The 19,342-nt window shown below is 66.8% G+C and carries 15 protein-coding genes and 1 tRNA gene; 5 read left to right on the top strand and 11 right to left on the bottom strand.

Annotated elements, in window-relative coordinates; all coding sequences use genetic code 11:
* The first annotated feature begins 21 nt into the window (after positions 1-21).
* Both V5F59_RS00885 and V5F59_RS00880 read left to right on the top strand, forming a co-directional pair.
* Complete coding sequence (locus tag V5F59_RS00885) at positions 22-822, top strand: hypothetical protein (protein ID WP_393979441.1); 801 nt, start codon at positions 22-24, stop codon at positions 820-822.
* Complete coding sequence (locus V5F59_RS00880) at positions 822-3,509, top strand: hypothetical protein (protein WP_393979439.1); 2,688 nt, start codon at positions 822-824, stop codon at positions 3,507-3,509. Before V5F59_RS00885 ends, V5F59_RS00880 begins: the two co-directional genes overlap by 1 nt.
* A gap of 371 nt (positions 3,510-3,880) precedes the next feature.
* Here the strand turns inward: V5F59_RS00880 and V5F59_RS00875 are convergent, their stop codons facing one another.
* Positions 3,881-4,171 (bottom strand): DUF736 domain-containing protein, encoded by a 291-nt coding sequence (locus V5F59_RS00875; protein WP_393979437.1) that lies wholly within the window; start codon positions 4,169-4,171, stop codon positions 3,881-3,883.
* Between the two features lie 543 nt (positions 4,172-4,714).
* Between V5F59_RS00875 and V5F59_RS00870 the strand changes: the two genes are divergently transcribed.
* Complete coding sequence (locus V5F59_RS00870; RefSeq protein WP_393979435.1) at positions 4,715-5,134, top strand: carboxymuconolactone decarboxylase family protein; 420 nt, start codon at positions 4,715-4,717, stop codon at positions 5,132-5,134.
* The gene (locus tag V5F59_RS00865; protein WP_393979433.1) at positions 5,131-5,313 is read left to right on the top strand and encodes a hypothetical protein; all 183 of its coding nucleotides are present in this window, start codon (positions 5,131-5,133) and stop codon (positions 5,311-5,313) included. The genes V5F59_RS00870 and V5F59_RS00865 overlap by 4 nt, the downstream gene beginning before the upstream one ends.
* A 263-nt stretch (positions 5,314-5,576) precedes the next feature.
* On the opposite strand, the gene V5F59_RS00860 is transcribed toward V5F59_RS00865, so the two are convergent.
* From V5F59_RS00860 to pdxY, 10 genes are all read right to left on the bottom strand, one after another.
* A complete protein-coding gene (locus tag V5F59_RS00860) occupies positions 5,577-7,718 on the bottom strand; it encodes a ParB/RepB/Spo0J family partition protein (protein WP_393979431.1) in 2,142 nt (713 codons plus the stop codon).
* A 447-nt stretch (positions 7,719-8,165) separates the two neighbouring features.
* Positions 8,166-8,241, bottom strand: a tRNA-Lys gene (locus V5F59_RS00855).
* Between the two features lie 222 nt (positions 8,242-8,463).
* Positions 8,464-9,963 (bottom strand): tripartite tricarboxylate transporter permease, encoded by a 1,500-nt coding sequence (locus tag V5F59_RS00850; protein ID WP_393979429.1) that lies wholly within the window; start codon positions 9,961-9,963, stop codon positions 8,464-8,466.
* Between the two features lie 10 nt (positions 9,964-9,973).
* On the bottom strand, positions 9,974-10,435 hold the full coding sequence (locus V5F59_RS00845; RefSeq protein ID WP_393979427.1) for a tripartite tricarboxylate transporter TctB family protein: 462 nt from the start codon (positions 10,433-10,435) through the stop codon (positions 9,974-9,976).
* A gap of 284 nt (positions 10,436-10,719) precedes the next feature.
* Complete coding sequence (locus V5F59_RS00840) at positions 10,720-11,694, bottom strand: tripartite tricarboxylate transporter substrate binding protein BugD (protein ID WP_393979425.1); 975 nt, start codon at positions 11,692-11,694, stop codon at positions 10,720-10,722.
* 382 nt (positions 11,695-12,076) lie between these two features.
* On the bottom strand, positions 12,077-13,666 hold the full coding sequence (locus V5F59_RS00835; RefSeq protein WP_393979423.1) for a 2-isopropylmalate synthase: 1,590 nt from the start codon (positions 13,664-13,666) through the stop codon (positions 12,077-12,079).
* Positions 13,667-13,992: 326 nt separating this feature from the next.
* Positions 13,993-14,745, bottom strand: coding sequence for an NUDIX hydrolase (locus V5F59_RS00830; RefSeq protein ID WP_393979421.1), 753 nt, complete (start codon positions 14,743-14,745; stop codon positions 13,993-13,995).
* The gene (locus tag V5F59_RS00825; RefSeq protein ID WP_393979419.1) at positions 14,742-15,842 is read right to left on the bottom strand and encodes an alkene reductase; all 1,101 of its coding nucleotides are present in this window, start codon (positions 15,840-15,842) and stop codon (positions 14,742-14,744) included. Before V5F59_RS00825 ends, V5F59_RS00830 begins: the two co-directional genes overlap by 4 nt.
* A 165-nt stretch (positions 15,843-16,007) precedes the next feature.
* Entirely contained in the window at positions 16,008-16,916 is a 909-nt protein-coding gene (locus V5F59_RS00820) for a PhzF family protein (RefSeq protein ID WP_393979417.1), read from the bottom strand.
* Between the two features lie 167 nt (positions 16,917-17,083).
* Positions 17,084-17,932, bottom strand: a complete 849-nt coding sequence (gene pdxY / locus V5F59_RS00815; protein WP_393979415.1) for a pyridoxal kinase PdxY — start codon at positions 17,930-17,932, stop codon at positions 17,084-17,086.
* 347 nt (positions 17,933-18,279) lie between these two features.
* Between pdxY and V5F59_RS00810 the strand changes: the two genes are divergently transcribed.
* Positions 18,280-19,266 carry a polysaccharide deacetylase family protein gene (locus tag V5F59_RS00810; protein WP_393979413.1) on the top strand — a complete coding sequence of 329 codons (987 nt, stop codon included), beginning with the start codon at positions 18,280-18,282 and terminating at the stop codon, positions 19,264-19,266.
* The last annotated feature ends 76 nt before the right edge of the window (positions 19,267-19,342 follow it).

Genomic DNA, 19,342 nt, shown 5'->3' with positions numbered 1-19,342 from the left:
CCGCGGACTTGGACGGGAGGCATGCCACGGCGCGACGGGGTCAACTACGATCGTCAGCTGATTACCCATTCCAGGCCCGATGGCTTGCCGGCCAAATTGCCATTGGTGCACATGACGGCCGCGTGGTCGGCCACGGAAATCGTTCGCAGTGGAAAATTCGTCACGCGCCGGTGCGACGTCTTCGGCGCAGAGCTGCTCTACTTTTTCGTCCTGCGACCAGCCTATCGGAGCCGGTTCGGAAACGAGGAATCTCATCAGATATCGCGGTTTCCTGTCGCTTTCATCGTCAGACCCGAGGCAGTTCCTAGTCCAAGGCACGTCTATCCTTTCGACACTGGAGGCGCCGCAAAGGGAGCTTTTTCGTCGAAAGCCGACAAGTACGTGCCGCTGGAGGACTATGCACTCGAAGCCAGCCATCTTGCGGCCACTGGTCATATCGGCTGGGCCTTCGGCGCCCTGGAGGCCTATTTCGCGGGACGCCTGCGGGAAGATATCAACGACGACATTCCGGTGTTCGAGAGTGTAACCAGCGGTTTCGTCGACGTCGCCAGAATGGGGGTCGAGCTCAGCAACGAACATGACAAGCGGGCCTCGACGATCGAGCTGGCCGCGGCCCACAATGTCGACTTGGTCGGCAACGTGCGCCTCGTCATCCTTCCCAAACAATACTTGGAAGGAAATAACCCACTCACTGACTTGATCGAAAAGACCGGTGCCCAGGTCGAGCTCTATGACTGGCAACCCAACCGTGCGCCAGATGAATTCCAGAAGGACATTCGGAGAATTTGCCGCGAATGGTACGGCGCGGAAGGCATCATGTGATGACCGAAGATATCGACAGTGCGCTTCGACTGGCCGGTTATGTGAGGCTTGCTGAAAACGGCTTCGCGCTGCCCGCCTGGGGCATCGGTCCGGGCGCCAATGTCTGGTACAGCGCCATCCCGACCATCGAAGGCGATCACAGCTCGACGATCGCCACGTTTGAGCTTCTTGAGAATGAGCAGATCATACCGCTGGCAGGAGCCACCGTTCTGGCGGTGCCGGGGGCGCCGTGGCAGGATGTGTTCTTGTGGAATGGGGAGGTGTTTGCCGGCACTCCTAGAGAGATCTTTGCCGCTCTCGCCCCACACGCGGCGGACATCCTACGTCTAGCACCGCTCTCCTATCTCGACCTTGCACTGGCTGCCGACGCACCGGACACGGTCAGTTTTGCAAAAGAAGCCAGAGCATTCCTGCAACGTCGTGTCGCCGGGGTCAGAGGTACGTCTGCTTTCTGCAATCTGGTATTGCGCCCCGTCACCTTGGTTGCGCTCCGGCGACTGGAACATCTCAGCGGCGGTGCGGGCGAGGCCTCGGCGCTCGCCAGCGAAATCTCCGTAAGAGAGGTTGGCACTAACCTCTTCGAGGTGTCGATGCCGCCGGGGGCCGCACAGGCGCTGGGCGGGCAGGCCGCCGCCGATCGACTCGGCACCGCCATCGCCGCATTAGGCGATCAGCTCGGCGTCTTCCTGCGCACTCACTATCAGGATGGTGAAGTGCGGCGTTCCGAAAAGGAGACATTGGCGCCAACGCCCTTCGTAGACGGGCCCGTTAAGCCCACCGCTCTGAGCTTCCCGGAAATCGATGCCCTGCGCATTGGCGTCGTCGCCCTCGATCGGCGGGCTCAGCAGATCGCGCAATATCTCGATACGCGGTCCAGCCGAAAGAAGGCTGGAGAAAATGAGCGATCGTCGTCTCATCGGAAAGGAGACCACGACACCGCTACTAGCCACACGGTGGTCATGGAGGTCATCAACAGTCTGTCGCTCCTTGAGGCCTCCGCGGCGTACGACGTGGTCATCTGCCTGGTGAGCAACGAGTTACTGCGTGAAGCCGACACCCTCGAACGTCTAACCTCCTTAGAAGGCGTGATCCACCAAAATACACCGTTCTTGCTGGCTCCGGCTCCGCCTGCAGACGGCCCCTCCCTTCTCCTCGATGGCGCTGGCCGGGCGAACGATCTGCTCGACCGCTGCAGCGCGGTCGTCGACACGACGCTCGCTCGCTCTCCTTACTGGACAGGACACCAGCGCCGTTCCATCGACAGGCGCATGGCCGACATCATCGCTGCGATCGGCACGGCAGCTGTTGCGGACCGCCGTTTGCTCCGGCAGCTTTTGACCCCGACAGAGGCCGGCCTCCGCGTTCTCTCGATGAATTTCGAAGGGGTGATCGGCTCCGACATTTCGGCCATTTCTGAGCTCAGCGCCCCTTCACGTGGAGCTCTGATCGCGCGAATAGACACTTTCGTTCGTGATCTTTCCGACGAGAAGAGCCGGTCAGTGACCATTGAACTGCGAACGTTTGGACAGGATTTCCGACAACTGGTCGACGCAGCGATCTCGGAAATAGCGGGCCGACATCTGACAGCGAACGGAGACGAACTTCCCGAATCTGTTCGGGAAGTTCTCGACGTGCCCTCGCAGGCGGTCGCCGTCAGGCTGGCGACCGGGCGCGAAAAATTTGTCGTCGTGACCGCCGAAACGCCTGATCTGGCGACGCTGCGCGCCGCTCGACACATCGGCGCCGCTGTTGTCCGCTACACGGATCGTCAGGCCCTTCGAGCGCTTCTCGAGCGTGACGACAGCTGTGCACTCCCGTTGGAGATCAGACTCCCGCCTTTGCAGCGATACGCCCGGAACCGCGGTCTTGCGACGCGCGGCGTTGACGCGCGGGATATCGTTCGCGTGTCGTATAACCAATGGGCCGACCTTCGTTCATCTTCGGGCGCGTCTGTCTTGCTTAAGGAAGCGCGACGCTATCGTTCGGCATTGCGCTCCGGCACAGAAGACGAAATGATAGCAATTCCCATGCCTGCAATCCTCAACGCCGCGAATGCGGGTGATGCGCTGGCAAAAAATCTGATCGAACGTGCGACGCCCAGTCGTCAAAATCCGAATGCCATCGCCGGAAAACGAATCAGCGATCTGGCGACCGCCTGGTCGCGCCCCTTCGGAGACCAGCGGCGCTGGGTTATCGAGGACGGCGTGGTGCCGGTGGAAATCGCGGCTCTGTCAGCCGACGAGGTTCCGGCGCAGCGCCTGTTTCTGATCGATGGTGACGAAGCTGTACCGGTTCTGCTTCTGTCGCGTCTGTTCGCCGTTTGGGCGCGAGCCCTTCTGCCAAGCTCGACCAGCTGGTCATCGAGGTTTCAGGTCGGACAGACATTTGACGCCTTTCCCTTCACTCTGAGCTTTGTGGTGACGCCCGCCAGGGGCGGAAGCCCGCCGCAACTGCAGTTTTCTAGACAGTCGGATTCCTTTGTCGACCTGATGAATCTGCTCGGCCTCGACTCCGGCGGCTTTAAGTCGCCCACCTCTGATCCCCGCCACATCGAAGTCCTTCTGCACGATGACTCGGTCATGCGGGATGTGAACGCCGTCCTACTGACCGACATCGGACTTGATCCGGATGCTGACGACTTAGACATTTTAGAGAGGATGATCGAACGCAATCGTTTGCACCAGTAGGCCTTCCAGAAGAGGTCGGCTTCGAGGGATCAGCCGCGGCCTTCGTCGGGTTCTGGCATCCGACCATGAGGTTGCGAAGACGAGGGGTCTGTCATGCTTTGAAAAACGAGGGCCTCCCGGAGTTCTCTGATGACTCATCAGGACGCTTTCCAAATTCTCGCGGCGACAAGCTACCATTTCCAGGGTCAGCTGGTGGGATTTTGGCTCCTTTCGACGGAGAAACTCGGTTGGCACCCACAAGCAGACGTTCCCAGAGTCCGAGAAGGGTCAGTCCGGGCAGCGAGCCCCTTCGTGCAGGCATGACCATGGCGAAGCCCCGCCCGGAGGCGGGGCTCCCTGCGGGGCCGGGATCAGTCGGCCGCGCGGCGGGACTAGATGAGGGCGAACTCGCCCTGGGTCTCGGTCTCCACCAGGCTCGCATAGATCGGAGCCGGGAAGCTCGGATCGTCGAGCTTGACGGAGAGGTAGTCCCGGCCCTCGCGGGAGCACTTCTTCCACGCCGCCCCGAACTCGGTGGCGCCGGCGAAGATGCGGAAGTCCGGCCCCTTGTCGTTGTCGCCCTCGGCGGGGAGGAACTCCACCGCCTTGACGTTGAGGCTCAGGGTCTTGACCGCGCCCTTGAAGCCCTTGGGGGTGGCGGAGAACGTACCGATGGTGGCCATTGTGGTGGTTCCTCTGCTGATCGGGCCGCGCCCGTCGCGGCCTCGATGAGGGTCGCCCGACCGGGGACGAACGGCCCGCACCCGCCGGGGGTCCCATCGCGCTTGCGCTAGGGGAGGGCTCCTTGGGGCCGGAACGCAGTGGAGGGCGGCCGGCGACGGTTTTTTGCCTCGCGATGCAAAGCCGGCCCTGGCTGGCGGCGGAAAAAAGCAGGTGACGGACGTTGCGGGTTCAAGATCGAGGCGGCGCTTGCGTCGCTGGTCTTCGGTCAGACCCATGCCAATCGAGGTCGTGATGGAGGGGGCTTCTGATCGGGGGAAAAAGCCGCCGCGATGACAACCGTCGGAGCCACATTTCCCGGCGCCCCTTGAAGGGCTTCAAAAAAAGACGGGATCGAGGCCCTTAGCCGCGACGGCAGGGCAGTCCGCTGGAGCTCCCCCGCCGGAGGCGGTAATGACAAAGGCAGGCTGCCATGTGGTGGCCAATATCGGCGGCGGAGTCATCATCGTCCGGCCCGACGGGCGGCAGATCGAGGATGATGAATGATGATGCACCCCAACCCGAGCGCCGGCAAAAACCGGCTGGAGCGCGGCCGACGCGCGCTCGCTGAGATCGATGGTGAAGCCGGGGAGAAGGTGGCCGCTGCCCTCGCCGACATCACCCCGGACTTCGCCGCCGACCTGCTCGAATTTCCCTTCGGCGACATCTATTCGCGCCCCGGCCTCGACTTGCGCGGCCGCGAGATCGCCACCATCGCCGCCTTGACGGCCATGGGCAACGCAGCCCCGCAATTGCAGGTCCACATCGAGGCAGGCCTGAATGTGGGCCTGCCACGGGAGGAAATCGTCGAGCTCATCATGCAGATGGCCGTCTATGCCAGGTTTCCGGCGGCGCTAAATGGCCTGTTCGCGGCGAAGGAGGTCTTTGCCCGCGACGTCGCCGACACCGGGGAGTGCACAGCATGAGAGCATTCCTTCGCACTGCTATCGTCCTAGGTATTTCCGTGCTGCTCGCCGGCCTTGCCTCCGTCGCGACGGCGGCGGCCGAAGCCACGCCGGCCCTGTCCGAGCGGCTGTGGGAGGGCTTCGGCGCGCCTGTGGGCATGGCCTTCGATGCGGCTGGCAATCTGTATGTTGCTGAATGAAGCGCCGGCCAGGTCGCCCGCATCGACGTGGTCGGAAATCGCTCGGTCTGGGGCGACGGCGCAATCCATCGCATCCCGATCCGCGACTGACTTTGTCCGTCCGTGGACGAGTGGGCCAGCAAGACCCTCACTCGACGAGATGCCCTTGCGACTACTCCAGGTGTTGCGCAGTCGGCGCTTCCGCCCGCGCCAGTAGCGCAGGCGGAAAATTCCCGACGCTGATGACAGATAGGCCGGAGCCGATACGGCTCCGGCCGTGTGCTTCACTCGGCAGCGTCGGCTGCCGCTTCCGATGCGCCAGCCTCGTCCTGCGGCGCGCCCAGCCATGCCGGCCGTTCCGTCCGCAGCAGAGTGGGGAGCCATCCGGTGCCAGCGATAAGCCGTTCGGCGGCTTCCGCCATGGGCTGCTTCTTCATGACGGCGATCCGGTCGGCGGCCTCGTCGCCGATGACTTCCCGCACGGCGGCGAGAATCTGGGCCTTGGTGACGCGGCCGAGATAGGTCCGCACCGTGGGCGTCCAGTGCGCCGTCATGTCGAGGGCGAGCGCGCTCGCCAGCCTCTCGACGGTCTCATGGGCACGGCGCTTGTGCGTGTCCCACGGCAGCTTCAGGGCGTTGACGGTCTGCGTGGCACAGTGGGCGAACAACGCCAGCACGCTCGCTTGGTCTAGGCCGGCGAGGAAGCCCCACAGGTCTACCACGTCGCGCGGTAGGTCCGCCGCCCAGCCGGCATGACGGTCTTGCAGCGCCTTCGCCGCCGCCGTGTCCCCGATGCCGTCCGCATGGCCGTCGAGGAGGACGCTGCTCGGACGGATGTCCAGGGCATGGGCATCGACGCCGCGATAGAAGGTCTGCGCGGCGAGGGCGTGGGTGACGGCGAGCAAGGCCATGTCCGGCTGCTCGCCGAGGGCGAGACGCAGGCCGAGGGTGCGGTGGGCCGTGAGGTCGCGCACCAGAAGATCGGACAGCGGCCTGCCCGCATCCCCGGCCTCCTCGTCCTCCGCGTCGAGGGCGGAAACAGCGTTCCCCTGCTCGTCGTGCGCGCCGTCTTCGATGATCTCGCCATCGCCATTGATGCGAACGCCCTCTCCGACTTCTTCCACTGCCGGCTTCTCGTCCTCGGGGCGGATAAAGCCGCGCTCGATGCGGGTGATCCCATCGTGTCGCAAGGTCACGAAGGCGCCGCCGCGGGCGATGTCGTCCGGGTCGTAGGCGTGACACAGGGCGTCGATGCGCTCGATCTCGGCTTCCAACTCCCCGAACCGCTCATCCACCTCCGGCGGCAGGTCCTCGGCGCCCTCGTGCTCCGACGAAAGGCGGTCGTATTCCGCCTGCACGGCGGCGAGCGCGGCTTCCTCGTCCTCGGGAAGTTCCACAGGATGGGGATAGGCCCGCCGCAGGCCATGGGCGTGGGGAAACTCGATGAGGGCGGAAACCCACTTCCAGCCCTCAGCCTGAACCTCGGCGGCGATGCACTCCAGCCTCTCGCAGGTGAGCCGCTCCAGCAGCGCGGCGTCCTCGTAGAAGCCGCCGCGATCCTCGGTGAACAGGTCGCGTAGGATCGTGCCGCCTGCCTCGATGTAGGCTTCCGCGCCGATGAAGATCGCCCTGCGATCCGTCGCCGGGACGTGCGCCTTGGTGAGATCGCGACGGATGATCCACGGCTCGCGGTTGTAGGAGAGGTTTTCATAGACCTGTTCCTGTCGGGAATGGTCCTCGGTGATGGCGAAGGCCATCAACTGGTCGAGGTTCAAGCCGCCCTCCCGGTACACCTGTATAAGCTTGGGGCTGACCGCGCCGAGGCGAAGCCGCTGGCGCACCACCTGCGCCGTCACGCCGAAACGGGCGGCGACCTCCTCGGCGCCCCAGCCGTGCTGCTCGGCGAGTGCACGGAAGGCCTCGAACTGGTCGGCCGGGTGCATGGCCTCACGGGTGACGTTCTCGTCGAGGCTGATCTCGTAGGGATCGTGCGCGGTGTCGATGACACAGTGCACTGGCTTGGTCTCCCCGATCTCCTTGCGCTTCACGCGCAGAAGCTGGGCGAGTCGACGTCCTTCGCCCACCGTAACGCAATAGGAGCCGGTGGGCGCGCCTGCCGGGTCAAGCTCAGGCTCCACCACGAGGTTCTGAAGCATGCCCTTGACGGCGATGCTGGCCGCCAGCGCCTCGATGGTCGCCGGGGCATGCGGGGTCTTGCGCGCATTGCGCGGCGACTTCTTGAGCTTATTCAGGGGAATGAAGACCGCTTCGCCATTTCCGGCAACTGCTGCGGTCTCCGGGGCAGTCCCGGTCTCCGCCGCCGCGCCGGCTTCCGCCAGAACACCGATCATTTCCCCACCATTGGGGATGTCCGCTTCCACCGCCGCCATCGCGCCGGCTTTCGCCTTCCTCACAGTTCTAGCCATAGCTCCGATCCTTCTCCGTCAATGCCGGAGGCATGTCCCCGACATGCCTCCCGGGGGCGCGTGAGCGCGCGGCAGAGAGGGGGGCGACCGCGGGCGAGCATGGCCGGGCTGAGCGGCGAGCGGGGCGGATTGAAAAAATTCGGGCAGTAGCGGCTAGGGGCCGCCCTGCGACCGCGCGGCCCTGCCATGTGCAGGCGGCGGTCGCGGGGGAGAGAGGGCTAAGACCATCTCTCCCCTGGTCAGGATAATGGCAAAGACCCTTCGGAGGGCGGTCCCGTCCCCATAGGCGCTCGACGAACGAACTCCTGTCGAAGCGGCGACGGGTTGAAGGCGGGGGGCGAAATGTCGCGGTGTGCGGAAGCGGCCATCGGGCTGAATTTCCGCAGACTAAACCGCAGACTAATTTGTTTTTCTAGTCTGCGCTGGCTGGCTAAGTCTTTGATTTTATGGTGGGCGCACTAGGGCTCGAACCTAGGACCCGCTGATTAAGAGTCAGCTGCTCTACCAACTGAGCTATGCGCCCGTTCCGGAAGATGTCCCCGGAAGAGGGCGTCCGTGTACCAAATGGATTCCGGGCTGGCAAGGGCGCGCGGTGAAGTTTTTCACAGGTCCCGCGCCGGCCATGCCGGCTTTGGCCGGGCGAGGTCGGCGACTGCGGTCCTCACCCGGGCTCATGCAGGCTTCATTGCGCGCCGCGCGGGCTTGGCAAAGGCCGGAGCGCCGCCGCGCGCTCCGGGCCTCGGCCTCACTCCTTGAAGGCCTCCTCGCGGGTCTTCTGCACCGAGGGCAGCAGCACCACCACCAGGGCCGCCGCGGCCAGCGCCAGCAGGATGGCGGAGATGGGCCGGGTGACGAACACCATCGGATCGCCGCGGGAGATCAGCATGGCCCGGCGCAGGTATTCCTCCAGCATGGGGCCGATGACGAAGCCCAGCAGCAGCGGCGCGGGCTCGCAGTCGAGCTTCACCAGCGCGTAGCCGAGCACCCCGAACAGGGCCATGGAATAGACGTCGAACGTGTTGTTGTTCACGCTGTAAACGCCGATGCAGCAGAAGGCGATGATGGCCGGGAACATCACGTGGTACGGCACGGTGAGCAGCCGCACCCACAGGCCGATCAGCGGCAGGTTCAAGAGCACCAGCATGAAGTTGCCGATCCACATGGAGGCGATGACGCCCCAGAACAGGTCCGGCTTCTCGGTGACCACGTTCGGCCCCGGCGTGATGCCCTGGATGATCAGCGCGCCGATCATCAGCGCCATCACCGGGTTGGAGGGGATGCCGAGCGTCAGCATGGGGATGAAGGAGGTCTGCGCGCCGGCATTGTTGGCGCTCTCCGGCCCTGCCACGCCCTCGATGGCGCCGCGGCCGAACTCCCGCGGGTTCTTCGCGACCTTCTTCTCGATGGAATAGGAGGCGAAGGACGAGAGCATGGCTCCGCCCCCCGGCAGGATGCCGAGGAAGGAGCCGAGCGCGGTGCCCCGCAGCACCGGGGCGATGATGCGCCGGAACTCCTCCCGGGTGAGCATCAAATTCTTCACCTTGGCCGCCACGAGGGAGCGGGTGTGCTCGTCCTCCAGGTTGCGGATGATCTCGCCGATGCCGAACATGCCCATGGCCAGCGCCACGAAGTCGAAGCCGTCGGAGAGCTCGGGCAGGTCGAAGGTGAAGCGCGGCGTGCCGGTGTAGATGTCCTGGCCCGACAGGCCGAGGATGAGGCCCAGCACGATCATGGCGATGGCCTTCACCACCGAGCCGGAGGCCAGCGTCACCGAGGCGATGAGGCCCAGCACCATCAGCGAGAAATATTCGGGCGGGCCGAACTGGAGCGCCAGCTCCGCCAGCGGCGGGGCGAACACGGCGAGCAGGAAGGTGGCCACCGTGCCGGCGAAGAAGGAGCCGAGCGCGGCGGTGGCCAGCGCCGCCCCGGCACGGCCCTTCCGGGCCATCTGGTGCCCGTCGATGGCGGTGACCACCGACGAGGATTCCCCCGGCAGGTTGATGAGGATGGCGGTGGTGGAGCCGCCGTACTGCGCCCCGTAATAGATGCCCGAGAGCATGATGAGCGCCGAGACCGGCGGCAGGCCGAAGGTGATGGGCAGCAGCATCGCGATGGTGGCGATGGGGCCGAGCCCCGGCAGCACGCCGATGAGGGTGCCCAGCAGCACGCCCACGAAGCAGTACATGACGTTCTGCAGGGAGAGGGCGACCGAGAAGCCGAGGGTGAGGTTGTCGAGGAGTTCCATCGCCGCCCCCTCAGTAGCCGCCGAGCCACGGCCCGAGGAGCGGCAGGGGCAACCCCAGCCCCTTGATGAACACCGCCCAGGCGAACACCGTCATCACCAGCGTGTTCGCGAAAGCGGTGACGAGGCGGAACTTGGTGCTGGCGAGCGCCGAGGCGAAGACCGAGATCGCCAGCGCCGGCAGGAAGCCCAGGGGGCGCACCGCGAAGCCGAAGAACACCACCGAGAAGGTGAGGATGAGGAGGGCCCGCCAGGCGATCCCGCTCGGCATCTCGCCGGGAAAGCGCAGGCCGCTCACCAGCACCGCCAGCCCCAGCAGCGCCAGCAGGCCAGACAGCACCAGCGGGAAATAGCCCGGCCCCATGCGCACCGCCGTGCCCATGGGCAGGTCCTGCGTCTGCCAGGCGAACAGTGCGCCGAGCGCGATGAACAGCAGGCCCGAGATGACGTCCTTCGGATTGCGGATGATGTTCATTTGCCCCCCTGGAGTGCGCCTTCGGGCGGGGCGGGGCCCACCCTCAGAGTTGTTCTGTTTGTTTCAAGGACGTGGAGCCAGCCACGCGCGCCCGAGCGCGGCCTGGTGGACAAGGCGGCCGGATCTGGTTTCGGCGGGACCCGAGGCGGGCGCCCGGCGCGGCGGCGACCGCACGGAGCGTCCACGGCTCAAGGAAGAAATGACGAGGACGCGCAGCAGCAGCCGGCCGGATCGAACCAAACCGGCCGCAGCATCCGCCCCTCGCCCTCAGAAAGGCGCGCGCCTCAATCGGCGTAGACGCCGGCCGCCTGGATGACGGGCTTCCATTTGGCGATCTCCGCCGCCAGGAACTGCTGGTGGAAGGCCGGGCTGCGCCGGTCCTTGGGCTCCGGCTCGGTGCCGAGGTCGGCGAAGCGGGCGATCACCTTGGGGTCATTGAGGGCGACGTTGAGGGCGGCGTTGAGCTTGTCCACGATCTCCTTGGGCGTGCCCTTCGGCACATAGACGCCGTGCCACACCGCCACCTCGAAGTCCTTCAGACCGCTTTCCTGCATGGTCGGCAGGTCCGGCAGGGACTTCACCCGGTCCTTGGTGGTCACGGCATAGGCCTTCACCTTGCCGCCCCTGATCTGGCCGGTGGTGTTGGTGGTCTGGTCGCACAGGAGGTCGATCTGCCCGCCCACAAGGTCGTTCATCGCCGGACCCGTGCCCTGGTAGGGAACGGTGGTCATCTGCGCGCCGACGGTGGACATGAACAGCATGCCGCACAGATGCGAGGCGGAGCCGACGCCGGCATTGCCGTAGGTGACCTTGTCCTTGTTCGCCTTCACATAGTCGACCACCTCGGGCATGGACTTCGGGGTGGAACTGGTCTTGGCGATCAGCGTCATGGGCACGGCGGTGACGAGGCCCACCGTCTCGAAGTCGGTGGCAGGATTGTAGGGCAGCTTGCGATAGAGGGAGGCCGAGGTCGCCTGGCCGATATGGTGCAGCAGCACCGTGTATCCGTCCGGCGCGGCCTTCGCCACCTGACCCGCGCCGCGGGTGCCGCCGGCGCCGCCCACATTCTCCACGATCACCTGCTGGCCGAGCGTCTTGGACATGGATTCCGCCACCAGACGCGCCACCGTGTCGGTGGGGCCGCCGGCAGCGAAGGGGACGACCATGGTAATGGGCCGGCTGGGGTAGCCCTGTGCTCCCGCAGCGGTAGAGAGGCCGAGCGCGGCGGCAAGCGCCAGCGCGGCTGACAGGATACGCATCGTTTCCTCCGTCGTGTTTTGGCGAAGCTTTTTTCTCTTTTGAAGGTCGCGCAACGGCAGCCGTCAAGCACCTCGCCGGGAGCTTTTCCCCTGGGGCATCCGCTACGGCAGATCCCGCAGGCCCGCCGTCGCCACGCCGCCGCGGCAAGCTGCGCATAATGCATTGAAAAAGCAGGAATATTTTTAATAGCTACGAAGATACCGCTGAAACCCACGCGGAAGCGGCCACGCCGGCCCCCTACTAAAGTCGATAAGGGGTATCCTCACACTTCCGGGGCGCGGAAGCCGTGTTGCGGCCGGCGGGGCATTCGGCGGCCAGCCGCCCAGCAAAAAGGCCGCCCCGAGGGGCGGCCTTCGCGATTGTCCGCGGCTGGGACGTGGATCAACCCGCCGCGCTCTGCGGGTTCACGCTCTGGCGCTTCATGTGCAGCTTGTTGAGCGCGGTGATGTAGGCCTGGGCGGAGGCAACCAGCGTGTCCGGATTGGCGGCGCGGGCGGTGACGACCTTGCCGTTCTCCTCCAGCCGCACCGACACCTCAGCCTGGGCGTCCGTGCCCTCGGTCACGGCGTGCACCTGGTAGAGGTCGAGCTTCGCCTGATGCGGCACCAGCGCCTTGATGGCGTTGAAGGTGGCGTCCACCGGGCCGTTGCCCTCGGCCTCCTCGGTCACCGTGCGGCCATCCACCTCCAGGCGCATGGTGGCGCGCTGCGGGCCGCGGGTGCCGGCGATGACGGACAGGGAGATGAGCTTGATGCGGTCGTGGGCCGCGGCGATGCCCTGATCCACCAGCGCCTCGATATCCTCATCATAGACCACCTTCTTGCGGTCGGCGAGATCCTTGAAGCGGGCGAAGGCATCGTTGAGGGCATTCTCGCCCAGCTCGTAGCCCAGCGTCTTCAGCTTGTCGCGGAAGGCGGCGCGGCCCGAATGCTTGCCCATCACCAGCGAGGTCTTGGAGACGCCCACGCTCTCGGGGGTCATGATCTCATAGGTCTGGGTATGCTTCAGCATGCCGTCCTGGTGGATGCCGCTCTCGTGGGCGAAGGCGTTCCGGCCGACGATGGCCTTGTTGTACTGCACCGGGAAGGAGGTCACCGCTGACACCAGCTTGGAGGCCCGGGTGAGCATGCGGGTGTTGATGCCCGTCTCGTAGGGGAAGACATCCGAGCGGGTGTCGATGGCCATCACGATCTCCTCGAGCGCGGCATTGCCTGCCCGCTCGCCGATGCCGTTGACCGTGCACTCGATCTGCCGCGCGCCGCCGGCAACGCCGGCCATCGAGTTCGCCACCGCCATGCCGAGGTCATTGTGGCAGTGGACGGAGAAGATGGCCTTGTCCGAGTTGGGCACGCGCTCGCGCACGGTGCGGAACAGCGCCTCATACTCGGCCGGGGTGGTGTAGCCTACCGTGTCCGGGATGTTGATAGTGCCGGCGCCGGCCTTGATGGCGGCTTCCACGCACCGGCACAGGAAATCCATCTCGGTGCGGGTGCCGTCCTCCGCCGACCATTCCACGTCTTCCACGTGGTTGCGGGCGCGGGTGACGGAGGCGACGATCATCTCCAGCACCTCGTGCGGCTCCTTCTGGAGCTTGTACTTCATGTGCACGGGGGAGGTGGACAGGAAAGTATGGATGCGCCCGCGCCGGGCGTGCTTCACCGCCTCGGCGCAGCGGTCGATGTCATTGAGGGCGGCGCGGGAGAGGCCGGCGATGGTGGCGTTCTTCGAGCGGCGGGCGATCTCCGCCACGCTCTCGAAATCGCCGATGGAGGCGATGGGGAAGCCGGCCTCGATCACGTCCACGCCCATCTCGTCGAGGAGCGCGGCCACCTCCAGCTTCTCCTCGAAGGTCATGGAGGCGCCGGGGCACTGCTCGCCGTCGCGCAGGGTGGTGTCGAAGATGATGACCCGGTCCTTGCCGGAACCCTGGCCGGATACGGGCGCAACGGGGGTGGAGGCAGCGTCGGTCATGGGGAGCGGTCCTTCTCGCGGGTCCGGCCGGGGCGCCTGTCACGAGGCGGGGTTTGCCGGATCATAAGCCGAAACAGGCGCCGGGTCTTGTGCCCGGCGGCGGTGCGATCCCCTGAGTGCCCAGGCGCAAGCCCGGCCGGCCCTCAGGGGCGGCTAAGGAGAAGAAGCGCGCGCAGAATAAGAGCGTTGCCCGGAGCCTTGACGGTCCGGGGGGCAGAAGCGGCGGTCTTGGTCGTGCGGGACGACACGGGGCGCTCTACTCTTCGCTCAGAAGTTCGGGAGGGTGCTCATACCGGAGCCAAGGCCGAAGCGCAAGGGGTGGCGCCTCATCGCGCCGCCCAGCGCGCCCGCATGTAGTCCACGGCGAAGGGCGCCATTGCGGGAGTGATGTCGGCTTCCGAATGGACGACCGCCACGTCGGCCAGTTCCGGCTGCGCCTCGGACGCGAGAAAGGCCCGGATGCGGGCGGCGAGCGCGTCTGCCGGCGCATCGAACACGAGCCGGCCCAGCAGCGCCACCCGCGGGCCATCGAACAGGCCGGTGAAGCCGGCGTCGTGGGCGATGTCGGCGGCCGAGAGGCCGGTCTCCTCCTTGAGCTCCCGCAGCATGGAGGCGTGGAGGTCCACCCGGCCATCGGCGGTGATGTCGGAGGGGTCCGGCGTGCCGCCGGGAAAATAGGCGCGCCCGGCGGAGGCCGTGTGCGGCCCCATCACCCCCAGCACGAAGCCGCCGTCCGCCCCCTCGATGGCGGCGAGCGCGAAGGCGTTCACCATGCCGAGGTCCCGCCAGCCATGGTCGCGCCACCAGGTGAAGGCGGCAAAGTCCGTCTGCCGGAAGGCGCCGGAGAGGGCGCCGTCGGCGAAGGCATGGTCCCGCAGCAGCAGGATCGGGCCGTTCCACAGATGCGGATTATCCGCCGCACGGCGGGCAAAATGGGCCTCGACCTCCTCTTGCCGTGGCGCAAGCTCGGGCCAGCCGCCCGGCTCCGCCCGGAAGTTGAGGCGATGGACCGGCGCGATGCGCCGGTCCACGGGCCAGGCAAGGCCCCAGCCGTTATCTACGGCCGATGCCGCATTCACGCGGCGGCGTCCGCCAGCGTCGGATAGTCGATGTAGCCCTTGGCGCCGCCGCCATAGAGCGTATCGCGGTCCAGCTCGTTGAACGGGGCGTCGCGGCGCAGGCGCTCCACCAGGTCCGGATTGGCGATGAAGGGCTTGCCGAAGGCCACGAGGTCGGCCTTGCCCTCGGCGATCACGCTCTTCGCCAGGGCCAGGTCATAGCCATTGTTCACCATCCAGGCGCCGCTGTAGCGCTTCCGCAGCTCCTCGAAGGAGAAGTCCGGCGCGATGTCGCGCGGGCCGCCGGTCGCGCCCTCCACCACATGGATGTAGACGAGGTGCCGCTTCTCCAGCTCCTCCACCACGTGATTGAACAGCGCCTGCGGGTTGCTGTCGGAAATGCCGTTGGCCGGCGAGACGGGGGAGAGGCGCAGGCCGGTGCGCCGCGCGCCGATCTCGGCGGTGATGGCGTCCACCACCTCCAGCAGGAAGCGCGCGCGGTTCTCGATGGAGCCGCCGTACTGGTCCGTGCGGGTGTTGGAGCCGTCCTTGAGGAACTGGTCGATGAGGTAGCCGTTGGCACCGTGGATCTCCACGCCGTCGAAGCCCGCCTTGATGGCGTTGGCGGCGGCGCGGCGGTAGTCGGCGATGATGCCGGGGATCTCGGACAGCTCAAGCGCCCGCGGCTCCGAGGTGGCGGCGAAGGCGTTGCTCACGAAGGTCTTGGTCTCGGCGCGGATGGCGGACGGGGCCACCGGCGCGCCGCCGCCGGGCTGCAGCGAGGTGTGGGACACCCGGCCCACGTGCCAGAGCTGGATGACGATATGCCCGCCCTTGGCGTGGACCGCATCGGTTACTTTCTTCCAGGCCGCCACCTGGGCGTCGGTATAGATGCCGGGCGTGTCCTGGTAGCCCTGGCCCTGCTGGGAGATCTGCGAGGCCTCGGTGATGAGGAGGCCGGCATCGGCGCGGGCGGCGTAATAGTCCGCCGCCATCGGGCTCGGCACGAAGCCCTCAACCGCGCGGTTGCGGGTCAGCGGCGCCATGACGATGCGGTTGGCAAGCGTCAGGTCGCCGAGGCGGAAGGGACCGAACAGGGACGGGGTGCTCTCGCTCATGTGAGACTTTCCCTATAGGAAGGCCGGCCCGCGCCAGCTGCGCGGCCGTGTGCAATGCAGCGGAGATAGGCACGATCCCGCCGCCGCCAACCCCGCGCAATGCGGACAATCCCGATTTTCACGGGCCGGTCTCTGAGTTCTTTCAATTCCACGTATTGGCGGGGCTCAAAGATGGAGCACGCCCTCGGCGATGACCACCGCCCCGCCGCCGATGGTGGCGCTCACCACCACGTCGTCCCGCACCGTGAAGCCGAGGTCAATGCGGCTGGGGCGGCCCATCTCGAACCCCTGGTCGATGCGCACCTTGTGGTTTCCGTCCACGAGGTTCTCCGCGTCGAGCAGCACCCATGGAAACGCGGCGGCGGCGGCGCCGGTGGCCGGGTCCTCCTCCGTACCGAGGCCGGGCGAGAACATGCGGGCCCGGAAGTCGGCGTCGCCTTCCTCGTCGAGGGTGTAGAGGTAGAGCGCCTCGCCGAACCCGCCGAGGGAGGCGATGAAGGCCGCCTCGTCCGGCCGGGCGCGGGCGAGCGCGGTGAGGTTGGCCAGCGGCACGAACAGGAAGGGCACGCCGGCATTGGCCACCACCGGGCGGTGCGCATCAAAGCCGATGTCCTCCGGATCGAGGCTCAGCGCCTCGGCGCAGGCCTCGCGGGAGATGTCCGTGGTCTCGATCTCGCCCTTGCGCGGGGCGGTGAACACCGCCGCTCCCCTGCGGGAGCCGGCCCCCTGTGTCGCCACCTCGCAGGTGATGGTGCCGATGGTTTCCTCGATCCGGAGCGTGCCCTTGTCGAGCTTGTCCTCCAGGGCGAGGAGCACGGCCGCGCCCACGGTGGGATGGCCGGCGAAGGGCATCTCGTGCGCCACGGTGAAGATGCGGATGCGCGCGCGGTTCTCCGGATGCCGGGGCGGCAGCACGAACACCGTCTCGGAGACGTTGAACTCGCGGGCGATCTGCTGCATGGCCGCGTCGTCGAGGCCCTGGGCATCCAGCACCACGGCGAGCGGATTGCCCCCGAACGGGCGCTGGGTGAACACGTCGAGCGTGACGTAGCGGCGGGGCTTTTGCGGAGGCATGGGCGGAAGATCTCGGGCAACGGGACGCAGACGACAGGACACCAAGGCCGTCAGGCCTCGAACACGAGGCGAACTGGCCCGCACCCCCGCGCGCGGCCTTCCGCCCCTTCACCGCAGCAGCCGCGCCCTCACGGGCCAAGCCCCTGCGACATTGCCACAATTTTGCCTCAGATCGCCGAGGCCGAAAAGAGGCGGGAGGGCCGCACGAACTCCTCCTGCGCCTCCACCAGCAGCAATTCGCGAGACTGTGCTTTTTCGGTCCGCTCCAGCACCCCGTAAATGGAGGATGCGGCGAGGGACAGCGCCTGCGCCGTCGAGCCGGTGCGCGTGACATGGAAGAAGAACAGGGCGGCGATGGCGTCCCCCGCCCCGTTCAGCGACACGTCGAGCCGCGGCGTGCGCACCAGGAAGCGCCCGTCCGGCCCGGAGGCGAGCAGGTCGATGCGGTCCGGCGGGGTCTCCGCCACGTGCAGGCTGGTGACGAGGATCACCTTCGGCCCCTGCCGGTGCAGCGCGTCGCAGGCGGCGATGGCGTCCTGAAGCGTTGCCACCGCGTGACCGGAGAGCAGCTCCAGCTCGAACTGGTTGGGGGTGATGACCTCCGCCGCCGGCACCGCGCGCTCGCGCATGAACTCGGGAATGCCGGGGCGCACGAAGATGCCACGCCCCACGTCGCCGATCACCGGGTCGCAGCAATAGGTGGCGTTGGCGTTCGCGCCCTTCACCCGCGCCACCGCATCGAGGATGGCGGCGCCGATATCGGCCGAGCCCATGTAGCCGGAAAGCACTCCGTCGCAGCGCGGCAAAACCCCGCGCTCGGCGATGCCCTCCACCAGCTCGCCGACGACCGACGCCTCGAACACCTGCCCGCGCCAGGCGCCGTAGCCGGTGTGGTTGGAGAACTGCACCGTATTGATGGCCCACACCTCCACCCCGAGCCGCTGCAGCGGGAAGACGGCGGAGGCATTGCCCACATGGCCGTAGGCGACATGGGACTGGATGGAGAGCAGGTTCATCAGGGCGATCCGTCGGCTGGGCGCCGTCTGCGAGACGATGACACGGGACGCGATTCGCGCCCCTTTCGCCGGTTACTCCCCCATTGCTGCCTTCTTCAAATGGAATCTGTTGATCCTGCGGTCACTCCGGATTGATGTTTCAGGCGGAAACAGCAAGTGACCGCCTCGGTCTGGAAAGGCCGTGCCGCCCGGCCTAGAGCAGGCTGAGCCACGCGTTCTCCAGCTTGAAGCCAGAGGGCGATTCACCGAGCAAACGGATTCACTTTGCTCGAATCGCGCTCTGGAGCCGGGTCCGCCACAGTGAACCGTCCTCCGGGCGGGCTGAACATACATTCGCGAGTGCTGCCGTGACCGGCCCCCTGTTGTCCCGCGCCCTGCGCGCCCTTCTTCTCCTCGGCCCCGCCTTGCTCGCGGCGGCCCCCGCCCGTGCCGGCGCGGCAGGGCCCGCCTGCTACCCGCCCGCGGCCCTCGCGGCCCGGCCGGGCGAGGAGGTCGTGCGGCCGCGCACCGGCGGCCAGGTGGAATTGCCGGAGATCGCCATCCCCGCCCTCGCGCCCGTGCCGGCGGGCCTGCGCGGCTCCATCCGCCGGGTGGACCTGCCGCCGGGGGAGAAGCTGGTCGCCCTCACCTTCGACTTGTGCGAGGCCTCCGGCGAGACCTCCGGCTATGACGGCGCCATCTTCGACTATCTCCGGGCGGAGGGCGTCGCCGCCACCCTCTTCGCCGGCGGCAAGTGGCTGATGAGCCATGCGGAGCGGGGCGACCAGATCACCGTCGATCCGCAGTTCGAGACGGGCAACCACACCTGGTCCCACGCCAACCTCACGGTCCGCACCGGGGAGACCATGCGCCGCCAGGTGGACGATGCGGACATCGCCCTCGCGCTGCGCCGCAAGGAGGTGGAGGCCAAGGGCTGCATGATCCCGAAATCCGCAGCGCCCGCCGCCCTCTTCCGCTTCCCTTACGGCTCGTGCAGCGCCGAATCCCTCGACTATGTGAACGACACCGGCCACCTCGCCATCCAGTGGGACGTGGATTCGGGCGACCCGGCCTTCATCGGCGCCAAGGGCATGGCCGACGACATGCTGCGCGCCATCCGCCCCGGCTCCATCGTGCTGATGCACGCCAACGGGCGCGGGAAGCACACGGCGGAGGCGCTGAAGATCCTCATTCCGGCGCTCAGGGCGAAGGGCTACCGCTTCGCCACGGTGGGCCAGCTCCTCGCCGCCGGGAAGCCGGTGATCGCCGCCACCTGCTACTCCCTGAAGCCGGGCGACACCCGCGTCTATGACGAGGCGGCGCGCACCGGCAAGCGCATCCTGCCGGTGCAATAGGCCCGCCTCGAGCTCCAGCGCCGGCACCGGCGAAGGCGGTTGCCCTCGCCGCGCCCGTTGCGCATGGTGCGCCCTC

Source organism: Xanthobacter nonsaccharivorans (assembly GCF_043194755.2).
In the GTDB taxonomy this organism is placed as follows: Bacteria; Pseudomonadota; Alphaproteobacteria; order Rhizobiales; family Xanthobacteraceae; genus Xanthobacter; species Xanthobacter autotrophicus_G.
The sequence above is the reverse complement of the archived record's forward strand: the minus strand, read 5'-3'. Positions and strand labels throughout refer to the sequence as shown.

Excerpts from the sequence above, each read along its gene's own strand:
- V5F59_RS00885 (WP_393979441.1), top strand. The coding sequence starts at position 22 with ATGCCACGGCGCGACGGGGTCAACTACGATCGTCAGCTGATTACCCAT.
- V5F59_RS00880 (WP_393979439.1), top strand. The coding sequence starts at position 822 with ATGACCGAAGATATCGACAGTGCGCTTCGACTGGCCGGTTATGTGAGG.
- V5F59_RS00875 (WP_393979437.1), bottom strand. The coding sequence starts at position 4,171 with ATGGCCACCATCGGTACGTTCTCCGCCACCCCCAAGGGCTTCAAGGGC.
- V5F59_RS00870 (WP_393979435.1), top strand. The coding sequence starts at position 4,715 with ATGATGCACCCCAACCCGAGCGCCGGCAAAAACCGGCTGGAGCGCGGC.
- V5F59_RS00865 (WP_393979433.1), top strand. The coding sequence starts at position 5,131 with ATGAGAGCATTCCTTCGCACTGCTATCGTCCTAGGTATTTCCGTGCTG.
- V5F59_RS00860 (WP_393979431.1), bottom strand. The coding sequence starts at position 7,718 with ATGGCTAGAACTGTGAGGAAGGCGAAAGCCGGCGCGATGGCGGCGGTG.
- V5F59_RS00850 (WP_393979429.1), bottom strand. The coding sequence starts at position 9,963 with ATGGAACTCCTCGACAACCTCACCCTCGGCTTCTCGGTCGCCCTCTCC.
- V5F59_RS00845 (WP_393979427.1), bottom strand. The coding sequence starts at position 10,435 with ATGAACATCATCCGCAATCCGAAGGACGTCATCTCGGGCCTGCTGTTC.
- V5F59_RS00840 (WP_393979425.1), bottom strand. The coding sequence starts at position 11,694 with ATGCGTATCCTGTCAGCCGCGCTGGCGCTTGCCGCCGCGCTCGGCCTC.
- V5F59_RS00835 (WP_393979423.1), bottom strand. The coding sequence starts at position 13,666 with ATGACCGACGCTGCCTCCACCCCCGTTGCGCCCGTATCCGGCCAGGGT.
- V5F59_RS00825 (WP_393979419.1), bottom strand. The coding sequence starts at position 15,842 with ATGAGCGAGAGCACCCCGTCCCTGTTCGGTCCCTTCCGCCTCGGCGAC.
- V5F59_RS00820 (WP_393979417.1), bottom strand. The coding sequence starts at position 16,916 with ATGCCTCCGCAAAAGCCCCGCCGCTACGTCACGCTCGACGTGTTCACC.
- pdxY (WP_393979415.1), bottom strand. The coding sequence starts at position 17,932 with ATGAACCTGCTCTCCATCCAGTCCCATGTCGCCTACGGCCATGTGGGC.